We start from the raw sequence: 18325 nt of genomic DNA, 5'->3' as shown, positions 1-18325 counted from the left end.
GCCCTGCCGGGGGTTTTGCTATGCGCAGATAAAACGCTTTCGTTGCCACCCCCGCCCTTTTGCCCGTCTACACTCGAAACATCCTCCCCAAGCCAAGACGAGACCGTGATGCCCAGACTGACGGCCGTGCTTTTGCTGTCACTGATGACCTGGACCGCGACGGCCGGCGCGTTGACGCTCACCGACGAAGAGCGCCGCTGGCTCAAGGACCACCCCGACCTGCGCCTGGGTGTCGATGCCTCATGGCCGCCGTTCGAATTCCGCGACGATCAGGGGCGCTACCAAGGCCTGGCTGCCGATTACGTCGATATCATTCGCCAGCGATTGGCGATTACATTGACGCCCATCGAGCCAGTGAGCTGGACCGTGGTGCTGGGGCAGGTCGCACAGGGCAAAATCGATCTTTTGCCGGGCATCATGTCCACCCCCGAACGCCAGAATTATCTGGCTTTTACCCGTCCCTACCTGGATTTCCCGATTGTCATCCTCGCCCATCACGGGGGCGCCCAACCGCGCAGGCTGGAGGACTTGTACGGCTTGAAGATCGCCGTGGTGGAAAACTATGCCCCCCACGAGTTGTTGCGCAATCACCATCCCGACCTGAATCTGGTTGCCCTGCCCAACGTCAGCTCGGCCTTGCAGGCGCTGGCGACGGATCAGGTGGATGCCGTGGTGGGTGACCTTGCTTCCAGCGTCTGGAGCCTGCGCCAGCTCAAGCTCGATGGGCTTTATGTAAGCGGGGAAACGCCTTACCGGTATCAATTGGCGATGGCCGTCCCCCAGGAAAACAAGATTCTCGTGGGCATTCTGGACAAAGTGATGGCAGATATGACGTCGGCCGAAATCAGCGAGATCCAGGAAAAGTGGATCGGCAATGTGCGCGATTATCGTCAACTCTGGTCAGATCTGCTGCTTTACGGCCTTCCAGGAATGCTTCTGCTGGGCGGCATCCTGGCCGTGGTGATTCGCATCAATCGTCGCCTCAGCTCGGAAATAGCCCGGCGAGTCGATCTTGAACAGGAACTGCGCAGCAGCGAATACCATTATCGGGGATTGGTCGAGAGCCTTTCGGCCATCGCATGGGAAGCGAGGGTCAGCGATTTCACCTACAGCTACGTGTCGCCCCACGCCGAAGAGCTGCTCGGCTACCCTCTCGCCCATTGGCTCATTCCTGGCTTCTGGCGCAACATCATCCACCCGGCAGACCTCATACGCGCCCAGACTTATTGCGACCACGAAGTCCTCGCCGGCCGCGATCACTGCGTGGATTACCGGGTTATCACTGCTGATGGTCGCTGCCTCTGGGTCAGGGATATCGTCAGCCTCATCCAGCACGGCCACGAGCCGCTGATGCGTGGCTTGATGATCGACATCAGTGAAGCCAAGCACACCGAGGAAGCGTTACGTCTTTCCGAACAAAAATTCGCCTCGGTGTTTCGCCAGTGCCCCGACATCCTGGTGATTGCGCGCCTGCAGGACGGCTGCCTGCTGGAAGTGAACAAAGCTTTCGAGGAACAGATCGGCATCAGTGCCGACCAGGTGATTGGCAAAAACACTACGGACCTGGACATCTGGGGCATCCAAGGCGTCGGGCCAAGCCTGTTGCAGCGTTTGCAGGCCGGCAGCATCCGCAACCTCGAAATGCCCTTTCGACGCAGCAACGGCCAGGTGTTTACCGGCCTGATCTCGGCCGAACCCTTCGATCTCGACACCACCCCCGCCCTGGTGGTGGTCGTGCGCGACATCAGCCAACTCAAGGAAACCCAACAACAACTGCAGACCTCCGAAGAAAAGTTCGCCAAGGCTTTTCATGCCTCGCCCGACGGCCTGTTGCTGTCCCGGCAAAGCGACGGCCTGCTGATAGAAGTCAACGAGGGCTTCAGTCGCATCACCGGTTTCAACAGCGCCCTGTCGGTGGATCGCTCCACGCTGGACCTCGGCATCTGGGTCAACCTCAACGAACGCAAACAGATGCTCGACCTGCTGCAACGGGACGGTTTCGTCAAGGATTTCAGCTGCCATATCCGCCGCAACGATGGGCAGATCCGGCTCTGCGAGGTGTCCAGCCGTCCCCTGCCCATCGGCAATGAAGACTGCATGCTGACCATCGCCCGGGACATCACTGAGCGCCACTTCATGCAGGAAAAACTGCAACAGGCAGCCACCGTGTTCGAAAGCACCGCCGAGGGCGTCTTGATCACCGACACGCAACAGCACATCAACGCCGTCAACCGCGCCTTCACCGAAATCACCGGCTATAGCGAAAGCGAAGCATTGGGCCACACCCCCCGCTTACTGGCCTCCGGCCTACATGACAGTGCCTTCTATGCGGCAATGTGGCATCAGCTGACGGCGGAGGGTCATTGGCAAGGAGAGATTTCCAACCGACGTAAAAACGGGGAACTGTACCCCAGCTGGCTAACCATCAGCGCCGTTCGCAACCGGGGCCATCAAATCACTCACTTCGTTGCGGTTTTTGCCGATATTTCAAGCCTCAAGCACGCCCAGGCCCGACTCGATTACCAGGCACACCACGACCCGCTCACCGGCCTTCCGAATCGCACCTTGTTCGAAAGCCGCTTGCTGACCGCCCTGAACAGCCAGCAGGAAAACGGGGGACAAGGCGCAGTGTTGTTCCTTGATCTGGACCGTTTCAAACACATCAACGACAGCCTCGGGCACCCGGTCGGTGACCTGCTGCTAAAGGGCATCGCCGTACGGCTGCGCGAGCAGCTACGGGACATCGACACAGTGGCGCGCCTGGGAGGCGACGAGTTCATCATCCTGCTGCCTGGCCTGCAACAGCCCAGCGACGCCGAGCACATCGCCCAAAAACTCCTGAACTGTTTTGGCGCGCCTTTCCAGGCAGGTGAACACGAGTTTTTCATCAGCGCCAGCATTGGTACCAGCCTGTATCCTCAGGATGGCTGCGACGTGGCCACGCTGGTCAAGAATGCCGACGCGGCGATGTACCGATCCAAAGCCAAGGGGCGCAACCGGGTAGAAAGCTACACCCGCGACCTCACGGCCCAAGCCAGCGAGCGCGTGGCGCTGGAACACGAACTGCGACGGGCGATCGAGCGCAACGAGTTGTCGTTGTCTTTCCAGCCAAAAATCAGCCTGGTCGACAACAGCCTGGTGGGCGCCGAGGCACTGATTCGCTGGACCCATCCGACGTTCGGCGACGTGCCCCCGGAACACTTCATCCCACTGGCCGAAGAAAACGGGATGATCCTGCAGATCGGCGACTGGGTGCTTGAGACCGCCTGCCGACAGCTTTGCGAATGGAATTGCACTCACGAAAGCCTCGGCCCGCTGTCAGTGAACCTGGCTGGCGTCCAACTGCGCCAACCCAACCTGCTGGGTCGTATCGAACAACTCTTGCGGGAAAACCATCTCGAACCGGGCTTATTGCAACTGGAGATTACCGAAAACTTCATCATGAGCCAGGCCGAAGAAGCCCTGGCAGTGTTGCACCAGTTGAAAAAACTCGGTGTGCAACTGGCCATCGACGACTTCGGCACCGGCTATTCCTCACTCAGCTACCTCAAGCGCCTGCCGCTGGATATCCTCAAGATCGACCAATCCTTCGTCCGCGGCCTGCCCGATGACCCCCACGACGCGGCCATCGTACGGGCAATTATCGCCCTGGGTCGCAGCATGCAATTCACCATCATCGCCGAAGGCGTCGAAACCCTGGCCCAACAACAATTCCTCGCCGAGGAGGGCTGCGAACAGATCCAGGGCTACATTGTCAGCCTGCCCCTGTGCGCCGAAGAGTTTGCCGCAACGTTTCTGCGTGTAACCGTATCGGATTTTTCGGATAGCACAGCCGAGAAACCGTCGCTATAATCCGCGGCCTACTGAGGGCCCATAGCTCAGTTGGTTAGAGCAGAGGACTCATAATCCTTTGGTCCACGGTTCGAGTCCGTGTGGGCCCACCAATTCGAAAGCCGCGCATTGCGCGGCTTTTGCTTTTCCTGACGGTCATCATCTTGACTTGTCGGGGCCAGAAAAAAGCGTACAACCATCAATCGCAAGCACTACGTCACGGTCATCATTTCCCCCGCGCGACAACCCTTACGTGTCACGCTGATTTTTCGGTACTGAGCAGCCACCGGAGCTTTGCGCTCCAGCAGCTCCAGGCAGGTTTCAGGTTCGTCGAGGGGCAGCGTCTTCAATTCCTCCACCTCGATTTCCCACCACCGACTCGCCAACAGGCGCTCGATAACATCAGGAGCGTGCCTGAACCGCACTACCTTGGCCGGGACGCCCGCTACGATTGCGTAGGCCGGCACATCCCCAGCCACGACTGCCCGGGTTGCAATCACCGCGCCCGTGCCGACGTTGACGCCCTCCATGACCATGGCATGGCTGCCCACCCAGACGTCGTGGCCAATCGTGGCCATTTGGGTCCTGGCACGGTAACTCAGCGGGGAAGCCGTGTATTGGAAAGGATGAGAGCTGAGCCAATCGGTGGGATGCGTGTGCTTTTCCTGGCCTATCACCACGCCAGTGCCCATTGAGCAAAAGCGACCGATCGATGCCACCAGGGATAGATGGCTGCCACTGCGGATATAAGTGTGGGCGCCGATCGCGAGACGCGGCGAGTCAATGTCGACGTGCCCAAGGGCAACGCCCTCTTCCAGGGTCAGCTCTGTCCTCCTGCTCAGCGATTGGAGACCGCCAGCAAGCTTGCACCGGTGTCTCTTGACCCAACGCTTCCAGTAAAAATCTTTTAACGATCCCATCTTGTTTCCCAAGACTGCAAAGCAGTTCATAGCGGAACGCAATTGCAGCAGAGATACCGGGCCGTGTATGTCAGGCCATTCCGAAAATCCTCATGAAGCCGGTTAGCCTCGACCCGTCGTTTTTTTCAGTGCGGCTCACTTACAATTGCAAACCCCGGCCTTCGAGAGACCTCCATCATCGCCACTCCCAGCCTGTCCCGCCTGTTCCTCGAACTCTTCTGGCAACTCGGCATCCTCGTGGTGCCAGCCTTTTTCGTTACCGTTCTGCCCCCGCCGCTGGCCTTGCTGGCAGTGATTTTCCTTGGGTCGCTGATGGGTCTCGCCGCGCGCCTGGGCGCTCTGACGATGGGCCGGGGCATCGCGCGGCTGACGGTGGGTGCCGTATTTGGCCTGGGCTTCAGCCTGGGCCGGGCGCTGCCGGAGTGGTGGGGCATTCTCGTGGCGATCATCGCCATCATTGTCGGGCTCGCCTGTGTCAGCAAATGGGAGCGGCGCCTTGGGTTGGCACCGGTTTCCATCAAGGGGCCAAGCGCCTGGGGCGGTAACGAGCCGCTTCTGACTCCGGAAGGCGAGCCAATCCGGGTGTTCAACCACAGTGAAATCGCCATGGGCGGTCCTGTGTATTGCGATTACTTGTTTCCAGACGGCGTACTTTTGCAAGGGATCGGCTCTTCGGCGGTGTTTTCCAGCGAAGGGCGCTATTTTGCCGCGCCGGTGCCGTCACGGCAGGATTGGGGACTGGTCATTCTCGACCGCCAGCAGCGCACCTTATACCGCTGCGCCGAAAGCGAATTCTGGGAGCTGGACGCTTTTGATTCTGATCAACTGAGCGGCCGCTACAGCCCATTGGTCGATAACGGCGTCCGTCAGGTTCGCCTGGAAAAGCTGCTACAAACCGCAGAGGCAGTCGACCTGATTCCCGTCGCGGATCTTTGGCTGGAGCCTGGCTGGCACCCGGACAATCTCCAGCCTACCTTCGAACGTCCGTCCGCTGATGGTCGACAATGCCTGGCTGGCAACATCATCTTGCCGGCTACGCTGCGCGATTTGGACCGACCCCTGGAGCCACTGTATTCGCCGCGCTATGCCGTCAGCATCAATGGGCAGCCGTCCGGGCTCTTGATGACCGCCGATGCGCCATTGGTGTGGAGCACCGATCACCGCGCCCTGGTGTGCCTGGCCGGGGAACAGGCCAACGAGGCGCAAGGCGAACGGTATTGGTCGTGGCAAGTGGACAAAGGCTGGCGCGACCTGCCCTTGCCTTGGATCAAGAGCACCACCGAACCGTCTTTTTATTGGCATGACTTGCTGAAGCTCGATGCAGGCCAAGTGCATATCGACGCTTACCTCGACTATCCACGACCGGGTTCCGGCCAGTATGGCTACCGCTTGGACAGCATCCACAGCGATACCGAGACCCAGACGGGCCACGACATTCAGGGTCGGGTGCAGGTGGGCGAGTTCAAGCTGACGCGCATGGCCATCGTCATGCCATTGGACAGCCCGGGCCGCCGGGGCGATTCGCACATCGAGACACAAGCGCTGCTGGGCGGCACAAGCGCACGCCTGAGCTGGCAGGGTGACAATCGCGAAGGGCTTGGTGGCTATCGCTGCCAGATCGGTGACTGGCTCCTGCCGGAACGCTGGCTGCTGGATCATCGCGCCTCGGATTGTGGTCGCTACCTGGCGCTGCTGCCTTTTGGAGGGGCAACGACCGTTGCCACCCATGCAGTGGTGGCCGACGTGCAAGAGCGGCGCCTGCTGAAAGGGCCCGCCATGCGGGTAGAACGGATCCTCGACTTTCGCGATGGTCGGTTGAGTCTGGCGGTGGTCGTAGGTCGTCTCGACAATGATCTGCAGAGCAGCCCCCTCCGGCGCTTCAATGTCGCGGCGCCAGAGGTCGGCAGCGACGCGTCTTTCTGTCGCCCCAACGAGCAATCCCGGCTGTTCTATAACACGGTGCAGTTGCAGCCCACAGACTCGCAACTGAACGTCATCCCCCCGTGGCGTTTGGTGGATCGGCCGCAGGCGGCGACTGCCGATGGCGATTTCATCCAGCCCGCGCCGACTCATCGGGACGCCGCCTGGCTGTTCGGCAGCGAGACCGAATATGCCGACAGCTGGGTGCGCGCCGGTACGCCGCGGCTTGGCGGTTATCTGCTGACGGCTTCAGGCTGCGCCTTGGTCGATCTGGCCCCTTCGATGATCTGGTCCTCGGATGGCCGCTACCTGGCCCTGACCCGCATGGCAACTGACGTGGCGCAGCTGTGCGGAAGTTATCGGGGCTGGCAACTGATGCTTCTCGATGTCCAGGCGCACACGCTGCGGATTCATCCGCGATGGCTGGGCAATCGGCCCGAGTTCGAAGGTTTCGATGAAGAAAAGCTGCGGGTCCGGTGTTTCGAACGCGACTGGGAAACCGAAGACGATGAGGATCGAGGCGCGGCGCAGTCGTTTACGCTCGACGATTTGCTGCTGCTGCCCGCGGAACAACTGATCGGCGAGGACGGCCTCTGGCTCAGGCCTTCACAAGCGCACCTCGCCCCAGCCTGGCAAGCGCTGGCCTTGCCTGCCATCAGCTACTTCGAACGCCGGAGCCTGTAACATGCCCGCCAATGATGCCTGCGCCGGAGCTGACCTTGACTGATACCCGCCCTCCCGTCCTCGACGAAATTGATCGCCAGCTGATCGCGGCGCTGCAAATCAACGCCCGGGAAAGCGTCGCCGTGCTTGCCCGGCAGTTGGGCATCGCCCGCACGACCGTGACCTCGCGCCTGGCTCGACTGGAAAAATCCAAGATCATCACCGGATACGGCGTGCGTCTGGGGCAGCGAGTGATCGATGGCGGTTTGCAGGCTTACGTCGGCATAAAGGTCCAGCCACGCTCGGGGAAAGACGTATTGCGGCGCTTGAGTGCGATGGCCCAGGTCCAGCAGTTGTGCGCGGTGAGCGGCGAGTTCGATTACGTGGCCTGGCTGCGCACCGACTCGCCGGAACAGCTGGATCAACTGCTGGACCAGATCGGCAGCGTGGACGGGGTGGAGAAAACTACCACTTCGATCATTCTCAGCAGCAAGATCGACCGGGGGCAGCCCGTCTAGAACCTGCCCAAAATCCTGTGGGAGCGAGCCTGCTCGCGATGGCGGCGGATCAGTCAACATTTGCACGGGCTGACGGCCCGCTATCGCGAGCAGGCTCGCTCCTACAAGAGCTGGTTTCGTCATTAAGCCTATCTAGCCAGTGAAAATGACGGCGATACGTACAAAACGACGACACATTGCGTCTTATTAACGTGTTTCATGCTCTCTAGAATGGCTGGCATCTTTCCTATACTCAGACGCGAACACCGCGCCGAGTCGCCTCCCAAGGTCAGCCATGAACAAGAACAATCGCCACCCTGCCAACGGCAAGAAATCCATCACCATTTTCGGCCCGGACTTTCCCTTCGCCTTTGACGACTGGATCGAACACCCAGCCGGCCTGGGCATGATCCCGAAGCACAATCACGGCGCCGAGGTAGCTATTGTCGGCGCCGGGATCGCCGGTCTGGTGGCGGCTTACGAGCTGATGAAGATGGGCCTCAAACCGGTGGTGTACGAGGCGTCGAAGCTGGGCGGACGCCTGCGCTCCCAAGCGTTCAACGGCGCCGAAGGTATCGTCGCCGAACTCGGCGGCATGCGTTTCCCAGTGTCGTCCACGGCGTTCTACCACTACGTCGACAAGCTGGGCCTGGAGACAAAACCCTTTCCCAACCCGTTGACGTCGGCCTCGGGCAGCACGGTCATCGACCTTGAAGGGCAGACCTATTACGCAGAAAGCATGGCTGACCTTCCGGCGTTATTCCAAGAAGTGGCCGACGCCTGGGCCGACGCATTGGAGGCTGGCTCGCGCTTCGGCGATATCCAGCAAGCGATCCGCGACCGCGACGTCCCGCGTCTCAAGGAGCTGTGGAACACCCTGGTGCCGCTGTGGGATGACCGCACCTTCTATGACTTTGTCGCTACGTCAAAGGCCTTCGCCAAGCTCTCGTTCCAGCATCGCGAAGTGTTCGGCCAGGTTGGTTTCGGCACTGGCGGCTGGGACTCGGACTTTCCCAACTCGATGCTCGAAATCTTTCGCGTGGTGATGACCAACTGCGACGATCATCAGCACCTGGTGGTCGGCGGCGTCGAGCAGGTCCCCCACGGAATCTGGAAACACGTGCCAGAGCGCTGCGTGCATTGGCCGGAAGGCACCAGCCTGAATTCGTTGCACCTGGGCGCGCCTCGCAGCGGCGTGAAGCGCATTGCCCGTGCCGATAACGACCGCTTCACCGTGACCGACGTCTGGGGTGACACCCGGGAATACGCCGCCGTGCTGGTGACGTGCCAGACTTGGCTGCTGACCACCCAGATCGAATGTGAAGAAGCGCTGTTCTCGCAAAAAATGTGGATGGCCCTGGACCGCACCCGCTACATGCAAGCATCGAAGACATTCGTGATGGTCGACCGGCCCTTCTGGAAGGACAAGGACCCGCAGACCGGCCGCGACTTGATGAGCATGACCCTCACCGACCGGCTGACTCGCGGCACTTACCTGTTCGACAACGGCGACGACAAGCCAGGCGTCATCTGCCTGTCCTACTCATGGATGAGCGATGCGTTGAAAATGCTGCCGTATCCCGTGGAAAAACGCGTGAGGCTGGCGCTTGATGCGCTGAAAAAAATCTATCCGAACGTCGACATCGCCGCGCGGATCATTGGCGATCCGATCACAGTTTCCTGGGAAGCCGACCCCTATTTCCTCGGTGCATTCAAAGGCGCCCTGCCGGGCCACTACCGATACAACCAACGCATGTATGCACACTTCATGCAAGACGACATGCCGGCTGAACAAAAAGGGATCTTTATCGCCGGTGATGACGTCTCATGGACACCCGCCTGGGTAGAAGGCGCGGTCCAGACCTCGCTCAATGCCGTGTGGGGGATCATGAAACATTTCGGCGGTGAAACTCACCCCGAGAACCCGGGGCCAGGCGATGTGTTCGACGAAATCGGTCCGATCGCCTTGCCCGAATAAGGAGTTGTCGATGCGCGTAGCCCTTTACCAATGCCCACCGCTGCCCATGGAACCGGCCGGCAACCTGCAGCGACTGCACCAGGTCGCGCTGGAAGCCAGGGGTGCCGATGTGCTGGTGTTGCCGGAGATGTTCTTGACTGGCTACAACATTGGGGTCGATGCGGTGAATGTACTGGCCGAGGTCTACAACGGCGAATGGGCGCAGCAAATCGGCCGCATCGCCAAGGCGGCCGGCCTGGCCATTCTCTATGGTTACCCGGAGCGCAGCGAAGATGGGCAGAACTACAATTCGGTCCAATTGATCGACGCCCACGGCGAGCGCCTGGCCAATTATCGCAAGAGTCATTTGTTCGGCGACCTCGACCGCACGATGTTCAGCGCGGGCGATTCAGCGTTGCCGATCGTGGAGCTCAACGGTTGGAAGCTCGGCTTCCTGATCTGCTATGACCTGGAGTTTCCAGAAAATGCCCGGCGCCTGGCGCTGGCCGGCGCCGAGCTTATCCTGGTACCCACCGCCAACATGCATCCGTACGAGTTCATCGCCGACGTCACCGTGCGCGCCCGGGCCATCGAGAACCAGTGTTTCGTGGCCTATGCCAACTATTGCGGCCACGAAGGTGAGTTGCAGTATTGCGGTCAGAGCAGCATTGCCGCCCCGAACGGCAGCCGCCCGGCGTTGGCGGGGCTGGACGAAGCGTTGATCGTGGGTGAGCTGGATCGGCAATTGATGGAGCAATCGCGGGCAGCCTACAACTACCTGCACGATCGGCGTGCGGCGCTGTACGGCGACTTGCATAAACACTGATCCGGGCTAATCCGCTAGCATGAGCACATCCCAGTCCTGGAAGCGCTCATGCCGGCCCCCGATTCCCTCCGCCCCCATACCGAAACCCTGTCCAACGGCCTGAAATTGACGTTGCGTCATGCTCCTGGCCTCAAGCGCAGCGCTGCGGTGTTGCGCGTGGCCGCCGGTAGCCATGATGCGTCCAAGGCCTGGCCGGGGCTGGCGCACTTTCTTGAACATCTTTTCTTTCTGGGGACGGAGCGTTTTCCCGCTGGGCAGAACCTGATGGCCTACGTGCGGGACCACGGCGGGCAGGTCAACGCGCGTACCAGTGAACGCACCACGGATTTTATCCTGGAGCTGCCACCTGCCGCCCTGCCCGGTGGGCTTGAGCGGTTGGCGGACATGCTGGCCCATCCGCGTCTGGATGAGACCGACCAGTTGCGAGAGCGGGAAGTGCTGCACGCAGAGTTTATTGCCTGGTCCCAGGATGCGGCGGCCCAGCGGCAGGTTGCCTTGTATGAAGGACTGTCGAAGGGTCACCCACTGCGCGGCTTTCATGCGGGCAATCGCGACAGCCTCGCCGTACCACAGCCAGAATTCCAGAGCGCGCTGCGCGATTTCTATCAGCGTTTCTATCAGAGCGGCCAGATGACCTTGAGCTTGGCCGGCCCGCAACGCATCGGGACCCTGGAGGCGCTGGCCACTCAGTTCGGTGAAAGCCTGCCAACCGGCAGGACGCAGGTCAGGCAGCCACCGCCGAGGCTCATGGCAGCAACCGAGACCGGGTACCAGCAGGTCCGGCAAGATTCGCTCGACGTACTGTTCGCCTTCGAAAACTTGCCTGCCGCCTCGCCCCAAGCCTTGGATTTCCTCTGCCACTGGCTCAACGCCCCTAAACCGGGCGGGTTGCTTGCAACGTTGCGCCAACGCGGTCTGGCTGACAGCCTCAAAGCCGTGCCCCTGTATGAATTTTCTGGTCAGGCACTGCTTCACATCGAGTTCAAGCACGACCGCGACCAGGTGCCGACTGATATCCAACCGCTGCTGCGCGATTGGCTGGGTTTTTTTGCCGCTCAGGATGACTGGGCATCACTTCGCCAGGCGTTCACTGCGCTACGCCAACGCCAACTGGAGACGGCAGCAGCCCTGCAACTGGCTCGTTGGGACAGCGAAGGACGCCAAGGCCCCTTGTCGGAAAACGACCTGATGCGCCTCAGGGAAATCCTCAAGCAATTACACGCCGTCGATCAGCCCGTCGAACCGTGGCAATTGCCCTCGCCCAACCCGTTTCTGCAAAGCATCAACGAACCACCCCGCGCCGGATTGATTCGCGGCCAAACCAGTGCCCACCGCGGCTTACGAACATTCGCACAAGACCGCAGCCGGGGCCGGCGCGAACGCTCGCCCATGCAGTTCAGCCAGGCATTGCCGGATACCTCGCCGGAAGGCGCGGTGTACCTGCGCTGGCTATTGGCGGCCCCCGTATCGCCCGGCCACCAACGCAGGCTCGATCGGCAATTGGCGGATCTGAGCGAAGACGCCCGCCAGGCCGGCGTGGACATTACCTTCGAGACTCATGACGAACAATGCCTGCTGAAACTGACCGGCTTGCAGGCACCGATGCCGCGAGTACTTGAACACCTGCTGGTGGAACTGGGCCAGCCGCTGCCGCCAGTCCCGGCCAATAGCGAGCCTCCCTTGATACCGATCCGACAGCTGTTGCGTGAATTGCCGGAGCTCTTGCGGCAAACCCCACGATCGCCATCATCGTCCGACAGCAATCAGAGCGTCTGGACGAACGCCCGATGGGACGGCTTGGCCGTCGGTCTGGCGGCGGCCACTCAAGTGGCGCTGGGCCCCGTTCTGGCGCGAATTCCTGGGATCGCCCGAGAAGAAGCGGTGTCGACGCTCGTGGCTGCTCCGGGACGCGCCTGGCACACGCTCGAAACTCCAGGAGACGACCACGCCGTACTGATGTTCTGCCCCACGGCAACCCAGGACATTTGCGACGAGGCTGCGTGGCGTTTGCTCGCCCATCTGAGCCAAACCCCGTACTACCAACGCCTGCGAGTGGACCTGCAACTGGGCTATGCGGTGTTCAGTGGTTTGAAGCAGATCGACGGACGCACCGGCCTGCTACTGGGCGCCCAATCACCCGGTGCCTCGGCAGCGCAGTTGGCTGAACATATGGAGCAGTTCCTGGAAACCTTGCCTGAGTTGATCCAGCAGCTAGACGACTCGACCCTGACCAGCCAGCAACAGGCCTTGGCCAGCCAGATTCAAAGCGCGGCGATGCCCATCGCCCAGGCAGCCGAACTGCTCTGGCAGGGCAAACTGGCCGGTCGTCCAACGGACTACCTGCAACGGTTACCCGACGTCATAACATCGATGACACGCGGACAACTGGTCGACGCCGCGCACCGTTTGAAAGAAGCCCTCGGCGGGCGTTCCTGCCTGAGCAACGCGCCGTGCCCGGGAACGCCCTGGCGCGCGGTGCGATGATCGTTACCGGCCATGCAACGAGCTTTCTCAAAGAATCGCGGCGAAGGAATTTGTCAGATTTAGTAACATAGCCGCCTAAGCATCTGAACATCTCCGAGCGGAGGTGGACTATATGTATAGGTTCCACCCGTACCATCTAACCGAAGTATCCCAACCAAAGGAGTATTCCCATGTCCTGGTCCAAACCCGCATATATCGATCTGCGTATCGGCTTCGAAGTCACCATGTACTTCGCCAGCCGTTGATTGCTGCAGGCGGTAGTACGCAACACCACGCCTCGGTCATCCGGGGCGTTTTTATTTTCGGTTTGTAGATGGAGCGACCATGTTCGTCCAGATTCTAGGCTCCGCCGCGGGCGGCGGTTTTCCCCAGTGGAACTGCAACTGCGCCAATTGCGCAGGTTTTCGCAACGGCAGCCTGCGGGCCCAGGCGCGTACCCAGTCGTCCATCGCGATTTCCGACGACGGCGTGAGCTGGGTGCTGTGCAACGCCTCGCCGGACATTCGCGCCCAGCTCCAGGGATTTGCCCCGATGCAGCCTGGCCGGGCCCTGCGGGACACCGGTATCGGCGCGATCATTCTGATGGACAGCCAGATCGACCACACCACCGGCCTGCTCAGCCTGCGCGAAGGTTGCCCGCACCAGGTCTGGTGCACCGACATGGTCCATGAAGACCTGAGCACGGGTTTCCCACTGTTCAACATGCTCACCCACTGGAACGGCGGCCTGAGCTGGAACCGCATCCAACTCGATCAGAGTTTCACTATTGCCGCTTGCCCAAGCCTGCGCTTTACCCCACTGCCACTTCGCAGCGCCGCCCCGCCCTATTCCCCGCACCGCTTCGACCCGCACCCGGGCGATAATATCGGGCTGATCGTCGAAGACCTGCGCACCGGCGGCAAGCTGTTCTATGCACCAGGCCTGGGCAAGGTCGACGGTCCGCTGCTGGACATCATGGCCGGCAGCGACTGCCTGTTGGTGGACGGCACGATGTGGGACGACGATGAAATGCAGCGCCGTGGCGTCGGCACCCGCACCGGTCGGGAAATGGGCCACCTGGCGCAGCACGGCCCTGGCGGCATGCTTGAAGTGCTGGAGCAACTGCCCGAGCAGCGCAAGGTCCTTATTCATATCAACAACACCAACCCGATACTCGACGAGGATTCACCCGAGCGGGCCGAGCTGGTGCGACGCAATGTCGAAGTCGCCTACGACGGCATGAGCATCGAACTGTAGGAGGCCCCGAAATGACTGACACGCCATTGACCACCGCAGAATTTGAAGCAGCCTTGCGCGCCAAGGGCGCCTTCTACCATATCCATCACCCGTACCACGTGGCGATGTACGAAGGCCGTGCCACACGCGAGCAGATCCAGGGTTGGGTCGCGAACCGCTTCTATTACCAAGTGAACATTCCGCTCAAGGACGCCGCGATCCTGGCCAACTGCCCGGATCGGGAGGTCCGCCGCGAGTGGATCCAGCGTTTGCTTGACCATGACGGCGCCCCTGGCGAAGACGGCGGCATCGAAGCCTGGCTACGGCTGGGCCAAGCGGTGGGCCTCGATCCCGATCAATTGCGTTCCCAGGAACTGGTGCTGCCAGGTGTGCGCTTCGCCGTGGACGCCTATGTCAACTTCGCCCGCCGCGCCTCTTGGCAGGAAGCCGCCAGCAGCTCGCTGACCGAACTGTTCGCCCCGCAGATCCACCAGTCGCGCCTCGACAGTTGGCCGCAGCACTACCCATGGATCGACCCGGCCGGCTACGAATACTTCCGCACCCGCCTGGGCCAGGCCCGGCGCGACGTGGAGCACGGGTTGGCGATCACCTTGCAGCACTACACCACGCGTGAAGGCCAGGAACGCATGCTGGAGATTCTCCAGTTCAAACTCGACATTCTCTGGAGCATGCTCGACGCCATGAGCATGGCCTACGAACTGAACCGCCCGCCCTATCACACCGTGACCGACCAACGGGTCTGGCACAAAGGAATCGCCTTATGAGTTTCGATCGCAGCCAAATCCCCGATTGGCGCCCCGGCTATCGCTTTCAGTACGAACCGGCCCAGAAAGGTCACGTGCTGCTCTATCCTGAAGGCATGATCAAGCTGAACGACAGCGCTGCGCTGATCGGTGGCCTGATCGATGGCGAGCGCGATGTGGCGGCGATCATCGCTGAGCTGGACAAACAATTTCCCGGTGTGCCTGAGCTCGGTGACGACATCGAGCAATTCATGGAGGTCGCCCGTGCTGAGCACTGGATCACCCTTGCCTGAGAAGCCCGCCGTCGGCCTGCCGTTGTGGCTGCTGGCCGAGCTGACCTATCGCTGCCCGCTGCAATGCCCGTACTGCTCCAACCCGCTGGACTTTGCCGAGCAAGGCAAGGAACTGAGCACCGAGCAGTGGTTCAAGGTGTTCCGCGAGGCCCGGGAGATGGGCGCTGCGCAGTTGGGCTTTTCCGGTGGCGAACCGCTGGTGCGCCAGGACCTGGCCGAGCTGATCGGGGAGGCGCGCAAGTTGGGTTTCTACACCAACCTGATCACCTCCGGTATCGGTTTGACCGAACAGAAAATCAGCGATTTCAAGAAGGCCGGCCTGGACCATATCCAGATCAGTTTCCAGGCCAGCGATGAGCAGGTGAACAACTTGCTGGCCGGCTCGAAGAAAGCCTTCGCGCAAAAACTGGAAATGGCCCGGGCGGTGAAGGCCCACGGCTATCCGATGGTGCTGAACTTCGTGACCCATCGGCACAACATCGACAAGATCGATCGCATCATCGAGCTGTGCATCGCCCTGCAAGCCGACTTCGTCGAGCTCGCCACGTGCCAGTTCTATGGCTGGGCGCACCTCAACCGCGTCGGCCTGCTGCCCACCCGGGAACAGCTGGTGCGGGCCGAACGCATTACCAATGAATACCGGGCCAAGCTGGAAGCCGAAGGCAATCCGTGCAAGTTGATCTTCGTGACCCCGGACTACTATGAGGAACGCCCCAAAGCCTGCATGAACGGCTGGGGCAGCATCTTCCTGACCGTCACGCCGGACGGCACCGCATTGCCGTGCCATGGCGCCCGGCAAATGCCGGTGCAGTTTCCGAATGTGCGCGATTACAGCATGCAGCACATCTGGTACGACTCGTTCGGCTTCAACCGTTTCCGCGGATATGACTGGATGCCCGAGCCCTGCCGCTCGTGCGATGAAAAAGAAAAGGATTTCGGCGGCTGCCGCTGCCAGGCGTTCATGCTCACAGGCGACGCCAGCAACGCCGACCCGGTGTGCAGCAAATCCGAACACCACGGCATGATTCTCCAGGCGCGCGAAGACGCCGAGCATGCCACGCAAACCATTGAACAATTGGCCTTTCGCAATGAACGAAACTCGCGCCTCATCGTTAAAGGCTGATCCGCTCAGCGCCGCCCAGGCTGTCGCGGCAGGCATCGACTTTGCCGAGCTGCAACTCGGGCCTTTGGGCCTGTTCTGGAATGAATACCGCCCAGCGGATGGCGCCTGCCGGATCTGGCATTGGCAAGATGCCAAGGCCCGCTGTCTGACCCCGGACGGGTTCAGCGCGCGCAGTCGGGTCTACGAATACGGTGGCGGGTCGTTTTGCCTGAGCGATGACGGCGTGCTGTTTGTCAACGAGGCCGACCAACAGCTGTATCACCAGTCATTGGACGGCGATCGTCCCGTGGCGCTGACTTCGGGCGAGAGGCGATATGGCGACCTGCACTTCGCCGCGGGGCGAGTGCTGGCGGTTGAGGAACAGGCCAATCAGCATCGTCTGGTGTCGATTGGGCTGGCCGATTTTAAGCGACGGGTGCTGGCCGAAGGTGCGGATTTCTACGCCGCGCCGATCCTGAGCCCGGATCAAAAGCGCCTCGCCTGGATCGAATGGAGCCGTCCTCATCAACCCTGGACGGCCACGCGACTGATGTTGGCAGAGCGTAACGATGCAGGTTGGAGTGAGCCGCGCTGCGTGGCCGGCCAAGGTGAGGATGAGTCCATCCAGCAACCACGATTCGACGCGGCGAATCGTCTTTATTGCCTGACGGATCGGGGTGGTTATTGGCAGCCTTGGGTCGAAGACGCCGGCTTCTTGAAACCATTGGCTGCCGCCGAAGCCGATCACGCCCCGGCGCCTTGGCAATTGGGCGGCTGTACGTGGCTGCCCCTGGGCGAGGACATTTACCTGGCGAGCTGGACCGAAGCGGGTTTTGGCCGGCTGGGCCTGCGCCATAGCGGCGCGATTGAGGAGTTCACCGGACCCTACAGCCGCTTTCGCAGCCTGGCCTTGGATGAGCAATTCGTTTATGCAATTGCCGCTTCGCCGACCAGCCCGTCGGCGGTCATTGCTATTGAACGACAAAACCACGAAGCCATAATCGTGGCCGGCGGCGTTTCGCCGTTACCCGCCGAGCACATCAGCTGTCCGCAAACCTTGCGCTATCCCGTCGCTTCAAGCGAGGCCCACGGGTTCTTTTATCCTGCGATGGACGCCGAGGCTAAACCGCCGCTGGTGGTGTTTATCCATGGCGGGCCGACGTCGGCCTGCTATCCCATTTTCGACCCGCGCATCCAATACTGGACCCAGCGCGGCTTTGCCGTGGCCGATCTCAACTACCGCGGCAGCAGTGGCTACGGCCGGGCTTACCGGCAGGCATTGCATTTGAACTGGGGCGTGGTGGATGTCGAGGATGCCTGCGCGGTTGTCGCGTATCTGGATGAGCAGGGCTTGATCGATAGCCGCTGCGCCTTCATTCGTGGCGGCAGCGCCGGTGGGTACACGACACTTTGCGCCTTGGCGTTCCGGAACGTATTCCGTGCCGGCGCCAGCCTCTACGGCGTCAGCGACCCCGCTGCCCTGGGCCGCGCGACACACAAATTCGAAGGGGACTACCTGGACTGGCTGATCGGCGATCCACAGCTGGACGCCGAACGCTACAGGGCCCGCACGCCGTTGCTTCACGCCGACCGGATCCGCGCGCCGATGATTTTTTTCCAAGGTGAACTCGATGCCGTGGTCGTGCCGCAGCAAACCCGCGATATGGTCAAGGCCTTGGAAGACAACGGTGTTCCGGTGGAGGCGCACTACTACCCGGACGAGCGCCACGGCTTTCGCAAGGCGTTGAACCAGGCGCATGCGCTGGAGCATGAGTGGTTGTTTTATCGAAAAGTGATAGAAGCGAGCTTATAAAAAGTGGCGAGCTCCCTCGCCACAAGAGCAATCCTCTAGC

13 protein-coding genes and 1 tRNA gene are annotated in these 18325 nt (G+C 61.1%); 13 read left to right on the top strand and 1 reads right to left on the bottom strand.

What is annotated here, in order from left to right:
- The first annotated feature begins 108 nt into the window (after positions 1-108).
- Together DOCECA_RS24855 and DOCECA_RS24850 are read left to right on the top strand one after the other, a co-directional pair.
- Entirely contained in the window at positions 109-3852 is a 3744-nt protein-coding gene (locus tag DOCECA_RS24855; RefSeq protein ID WP_445571237.1) for a bifunctional diguanylate cyclase/phosphodiesterase, read from the top strand.
- Between the two features lie 15 nt (positions 3853-3867).
- Positions 3868-3944: transfer RNA gene (locus tag DOCECA_RS24850), tRNA-Ile, on the top strand.
- A gap of 99 nt (positions 3945-4043) precedes the next feature.
- On the opposite strand, the gene DOCECA_RS24845 is transcribed toward DOCECA_RS24850, so the two are convergent.
- The gene (locus DOCECA_RS24845) at positions 4044-4751 is read right to left on the bottom strand and encodes a CatB-related O-acetyltransferase (protein ID WP_434609195.1); all 708 of its coding nucleotides are present in this window, start codon (positions 4749-4751) and stop codon (positions 4044-4046) included.
- Between the two features lie 240 nt (positions 4752-4991).
- Here DOCECA_RS24845 and DOCECA_RS24840 point away from each other — a divergent pair, with 240 nt between their 5' ends.
- The 11 genes from DOCECA_RS24840 (at position 4992) to DOCECA_RS24790 (ending at position 18285) form a co-directional block, all read left to right on the top strand.
- A complete protein-coding gene (locus DOCECA_RS24840; RefSeq protein ID WP_445571236.1) occupies positions 4992-7355 on the top strand; it encodes a hypothetical protein in 2364 nt (787 codons plus the stop codon).
- Between the two features lie 35 nt (positions 7356-7390).
- Positions 7391-7852, top strand: coding sequence for an Lrp/AsnC family transcriptional regulator (locus DOCECA_RS24835; protein ID WP_420764891.1), 462 nt, complete (start codon positions 7391-7393; stop codon positions 7850-7852).
- 274 nt (positions 7853-8126) lie between these two features.
- On the top strand, positions 8127-9809 hold the full coding sequence (locus tag DOCECA_RS24830) for a flavin monoamine oxidase family protein (protein WP_445571235.1): 1683 nt from the start codon (positions 8127-8129) through the stop codon (positions 9807-9809).
- A gap of 10 nt (positions 9810-9819) precedes the next feature.
- The gene (locus DOCECA_RS24825; RefSeq protein WP_445571234.1) at positions 9820-10614 is read left to right on the top strand and encodes a carbon-nitrogen hydrolase family protein; all 795 of its coding nucleotides are present in this window, start codon (positions 9820-9822) and stop codon (positions 10612-10614) included.
- 48 nt (positions 10615-10662) lie between these two features.
- Positions 10663-13098 carry a pyrroloquinoline quinone biosynthesis protein PqqF gene (pqqF, locus tag DOCECA_RS24820; protein ID WP_445571233.1) on the top strand — a complete coding sequence of 812 codons (2436 nt, stop codon included), beginning with the start codon at positions 10663-10665 and terminating at the stop codon, positions 13096-13098.
- A gap of 170 nt (positions 13099-13268) precedes the next feature.
- Positions 13269-13343 (top strand): pyrroloquinoline quinone precursor peptide PqqA, encoded by a 75-nt coding sequence (pqqA, locus tag DOCECA_RS24815; RefSeq protein ID WP_003177660.1) that lies wholly within the window; start codon positions 13269-13271, stop codon positions 13341-13343.
- A gap of 79 nt (positions 13344-13422) precedes the next feature.
- Positions 13423-14334, top strand: a complete 912-nt coding sequence (gene pqqB / locus DOCECA_RS24810; protein WP_434609186.1) for a pyrroloquinoline quinone biosynthesis protein PqqB — start codon at positions 13423-13425, stop codon at positions 14332-14334.
- Positions 14335-14345: 11 nt separating this feature from the next.
- A complete protein-coding gene (gene pqqC, locus DOCECA_RS24805; RefSeq protein ID WP_434609184.1) occupies positions 14346-15098 on the top strand; it encodes a pyrroloquinoline-quinone synthase PqqC in 753 nt (250 codons plus the stop codon).
- On the top strand, positions 15095-15370 hold the full coding sequence (pqqD, locus tag DOCECA_RS24800; protein ID WP_420764897.1) for a pyrroloquinoline quinone biosynthesis peptide chaperone PqqD: 276 nt from the start codon (positions 15095-15097) through the stop codon (positions 15368-15370). Before pqqC ends, pqqD begins: the two co-directional genes overlap by 4 nt.
- Positions 15363-16493 (top strand): pyrroloquinoline quinone biosynthesis protein PqqE, encoded by a 1131-nt coding sequence (pqqE, locus tag DOCECA_RS24795; protein WP_434561969.1) that lies wholly within the window; start codon positions 15363-15365, stop codon positions 16491-16493. The genes pqqD and pqqE overlap by 8 nt, the downstream gene beginning before the upstream one ends.
- Positions 16459-18285, top strand: a complete 1827-nt coding sequence (locus DOCECA_RS24790) for a prolyl oligopeptidase family serine peptidase (RefSeq protein WP_445571232.1) — start codon at positions 16459-16461, stop codon at positions 18283-18285. Before pqqE ends, DOCECA_RS24790 begins: the two co-directional genes overlap by 35 nt.
- Positions 18286-18325: the final 40 nt, after the last annotated feature.

The organism is Pseudomonas sp. E102, from assembly GCF_052660185.1.
Note: the sequence above shows the minus strand (reverse complement) of the source record. Positions and strands in the feature narration are given on the sequence as shown.

Bases quoted from the DNA above. Each gene is read 5' to 3' on its own strand.
- DOCECA_RS24830 (WP_445571235.1), top strand. From the start codon at position 8,127: ATGAACAAGAACAATCGCCACCCTGCCAACGGCAAGAAATCCATCACC.
- DOCECA_RS24855 (WP_445571237.1), top strand. From the start codon at position 109: ATGCCCAGACTGACGGCCGTGCTTTTGCTGTCACTGATGACCTGGACC.
- pqqF (WP_445571233.1), top strand. From the start codon at position 10,663: ATGCCGGCCCCCGATTCCCTCCGCCCCCATACCGAAACCCTGTCCAAC.
- DOCECA_RS24790 (WP_445571232.1), top strand. From the start codon at position 16,459: ATGAACGAAACTCGCGCCTCATCGTTAAAGGCTGATCCGCTCAGCGCC.
- DOCECA_RS24825 (WP_445571234.1), top strand. From the start codon at position 9,820: ATGCGCGTAGCCCTTTACCAATGCCCACCGCTGCCCATGGAACCGGCC.
- pqqB (WP_434609186.1), top strand. From the start codon at position 13,423: ATGTTCGTCCAGATTCTAGGCTCCGCCGCGGGCGGCGGTTTTCCCCAG.
- pqqD (WP_420764897.1), top strand. From the start codon at position 15,095: ATGAGTTTCGATCGCAGCCAAATCCCCGATTGGCGCCCCGGCTATCGC.
- pqqC (WP_434609184.1), top strand. From the start codon at position 14,346: ATGACTGACACGCCATTGACCACCGCAGAATTTGAAGCAGCCTTGCGC.
- DOCECA_RS24845 (WP_434609195.1), bottom strand. From the start codon at position 4,751: ATGGGATCGTTAAAAGATTTTTACTGGAAGCGTTGGGTCAAGAGACAC.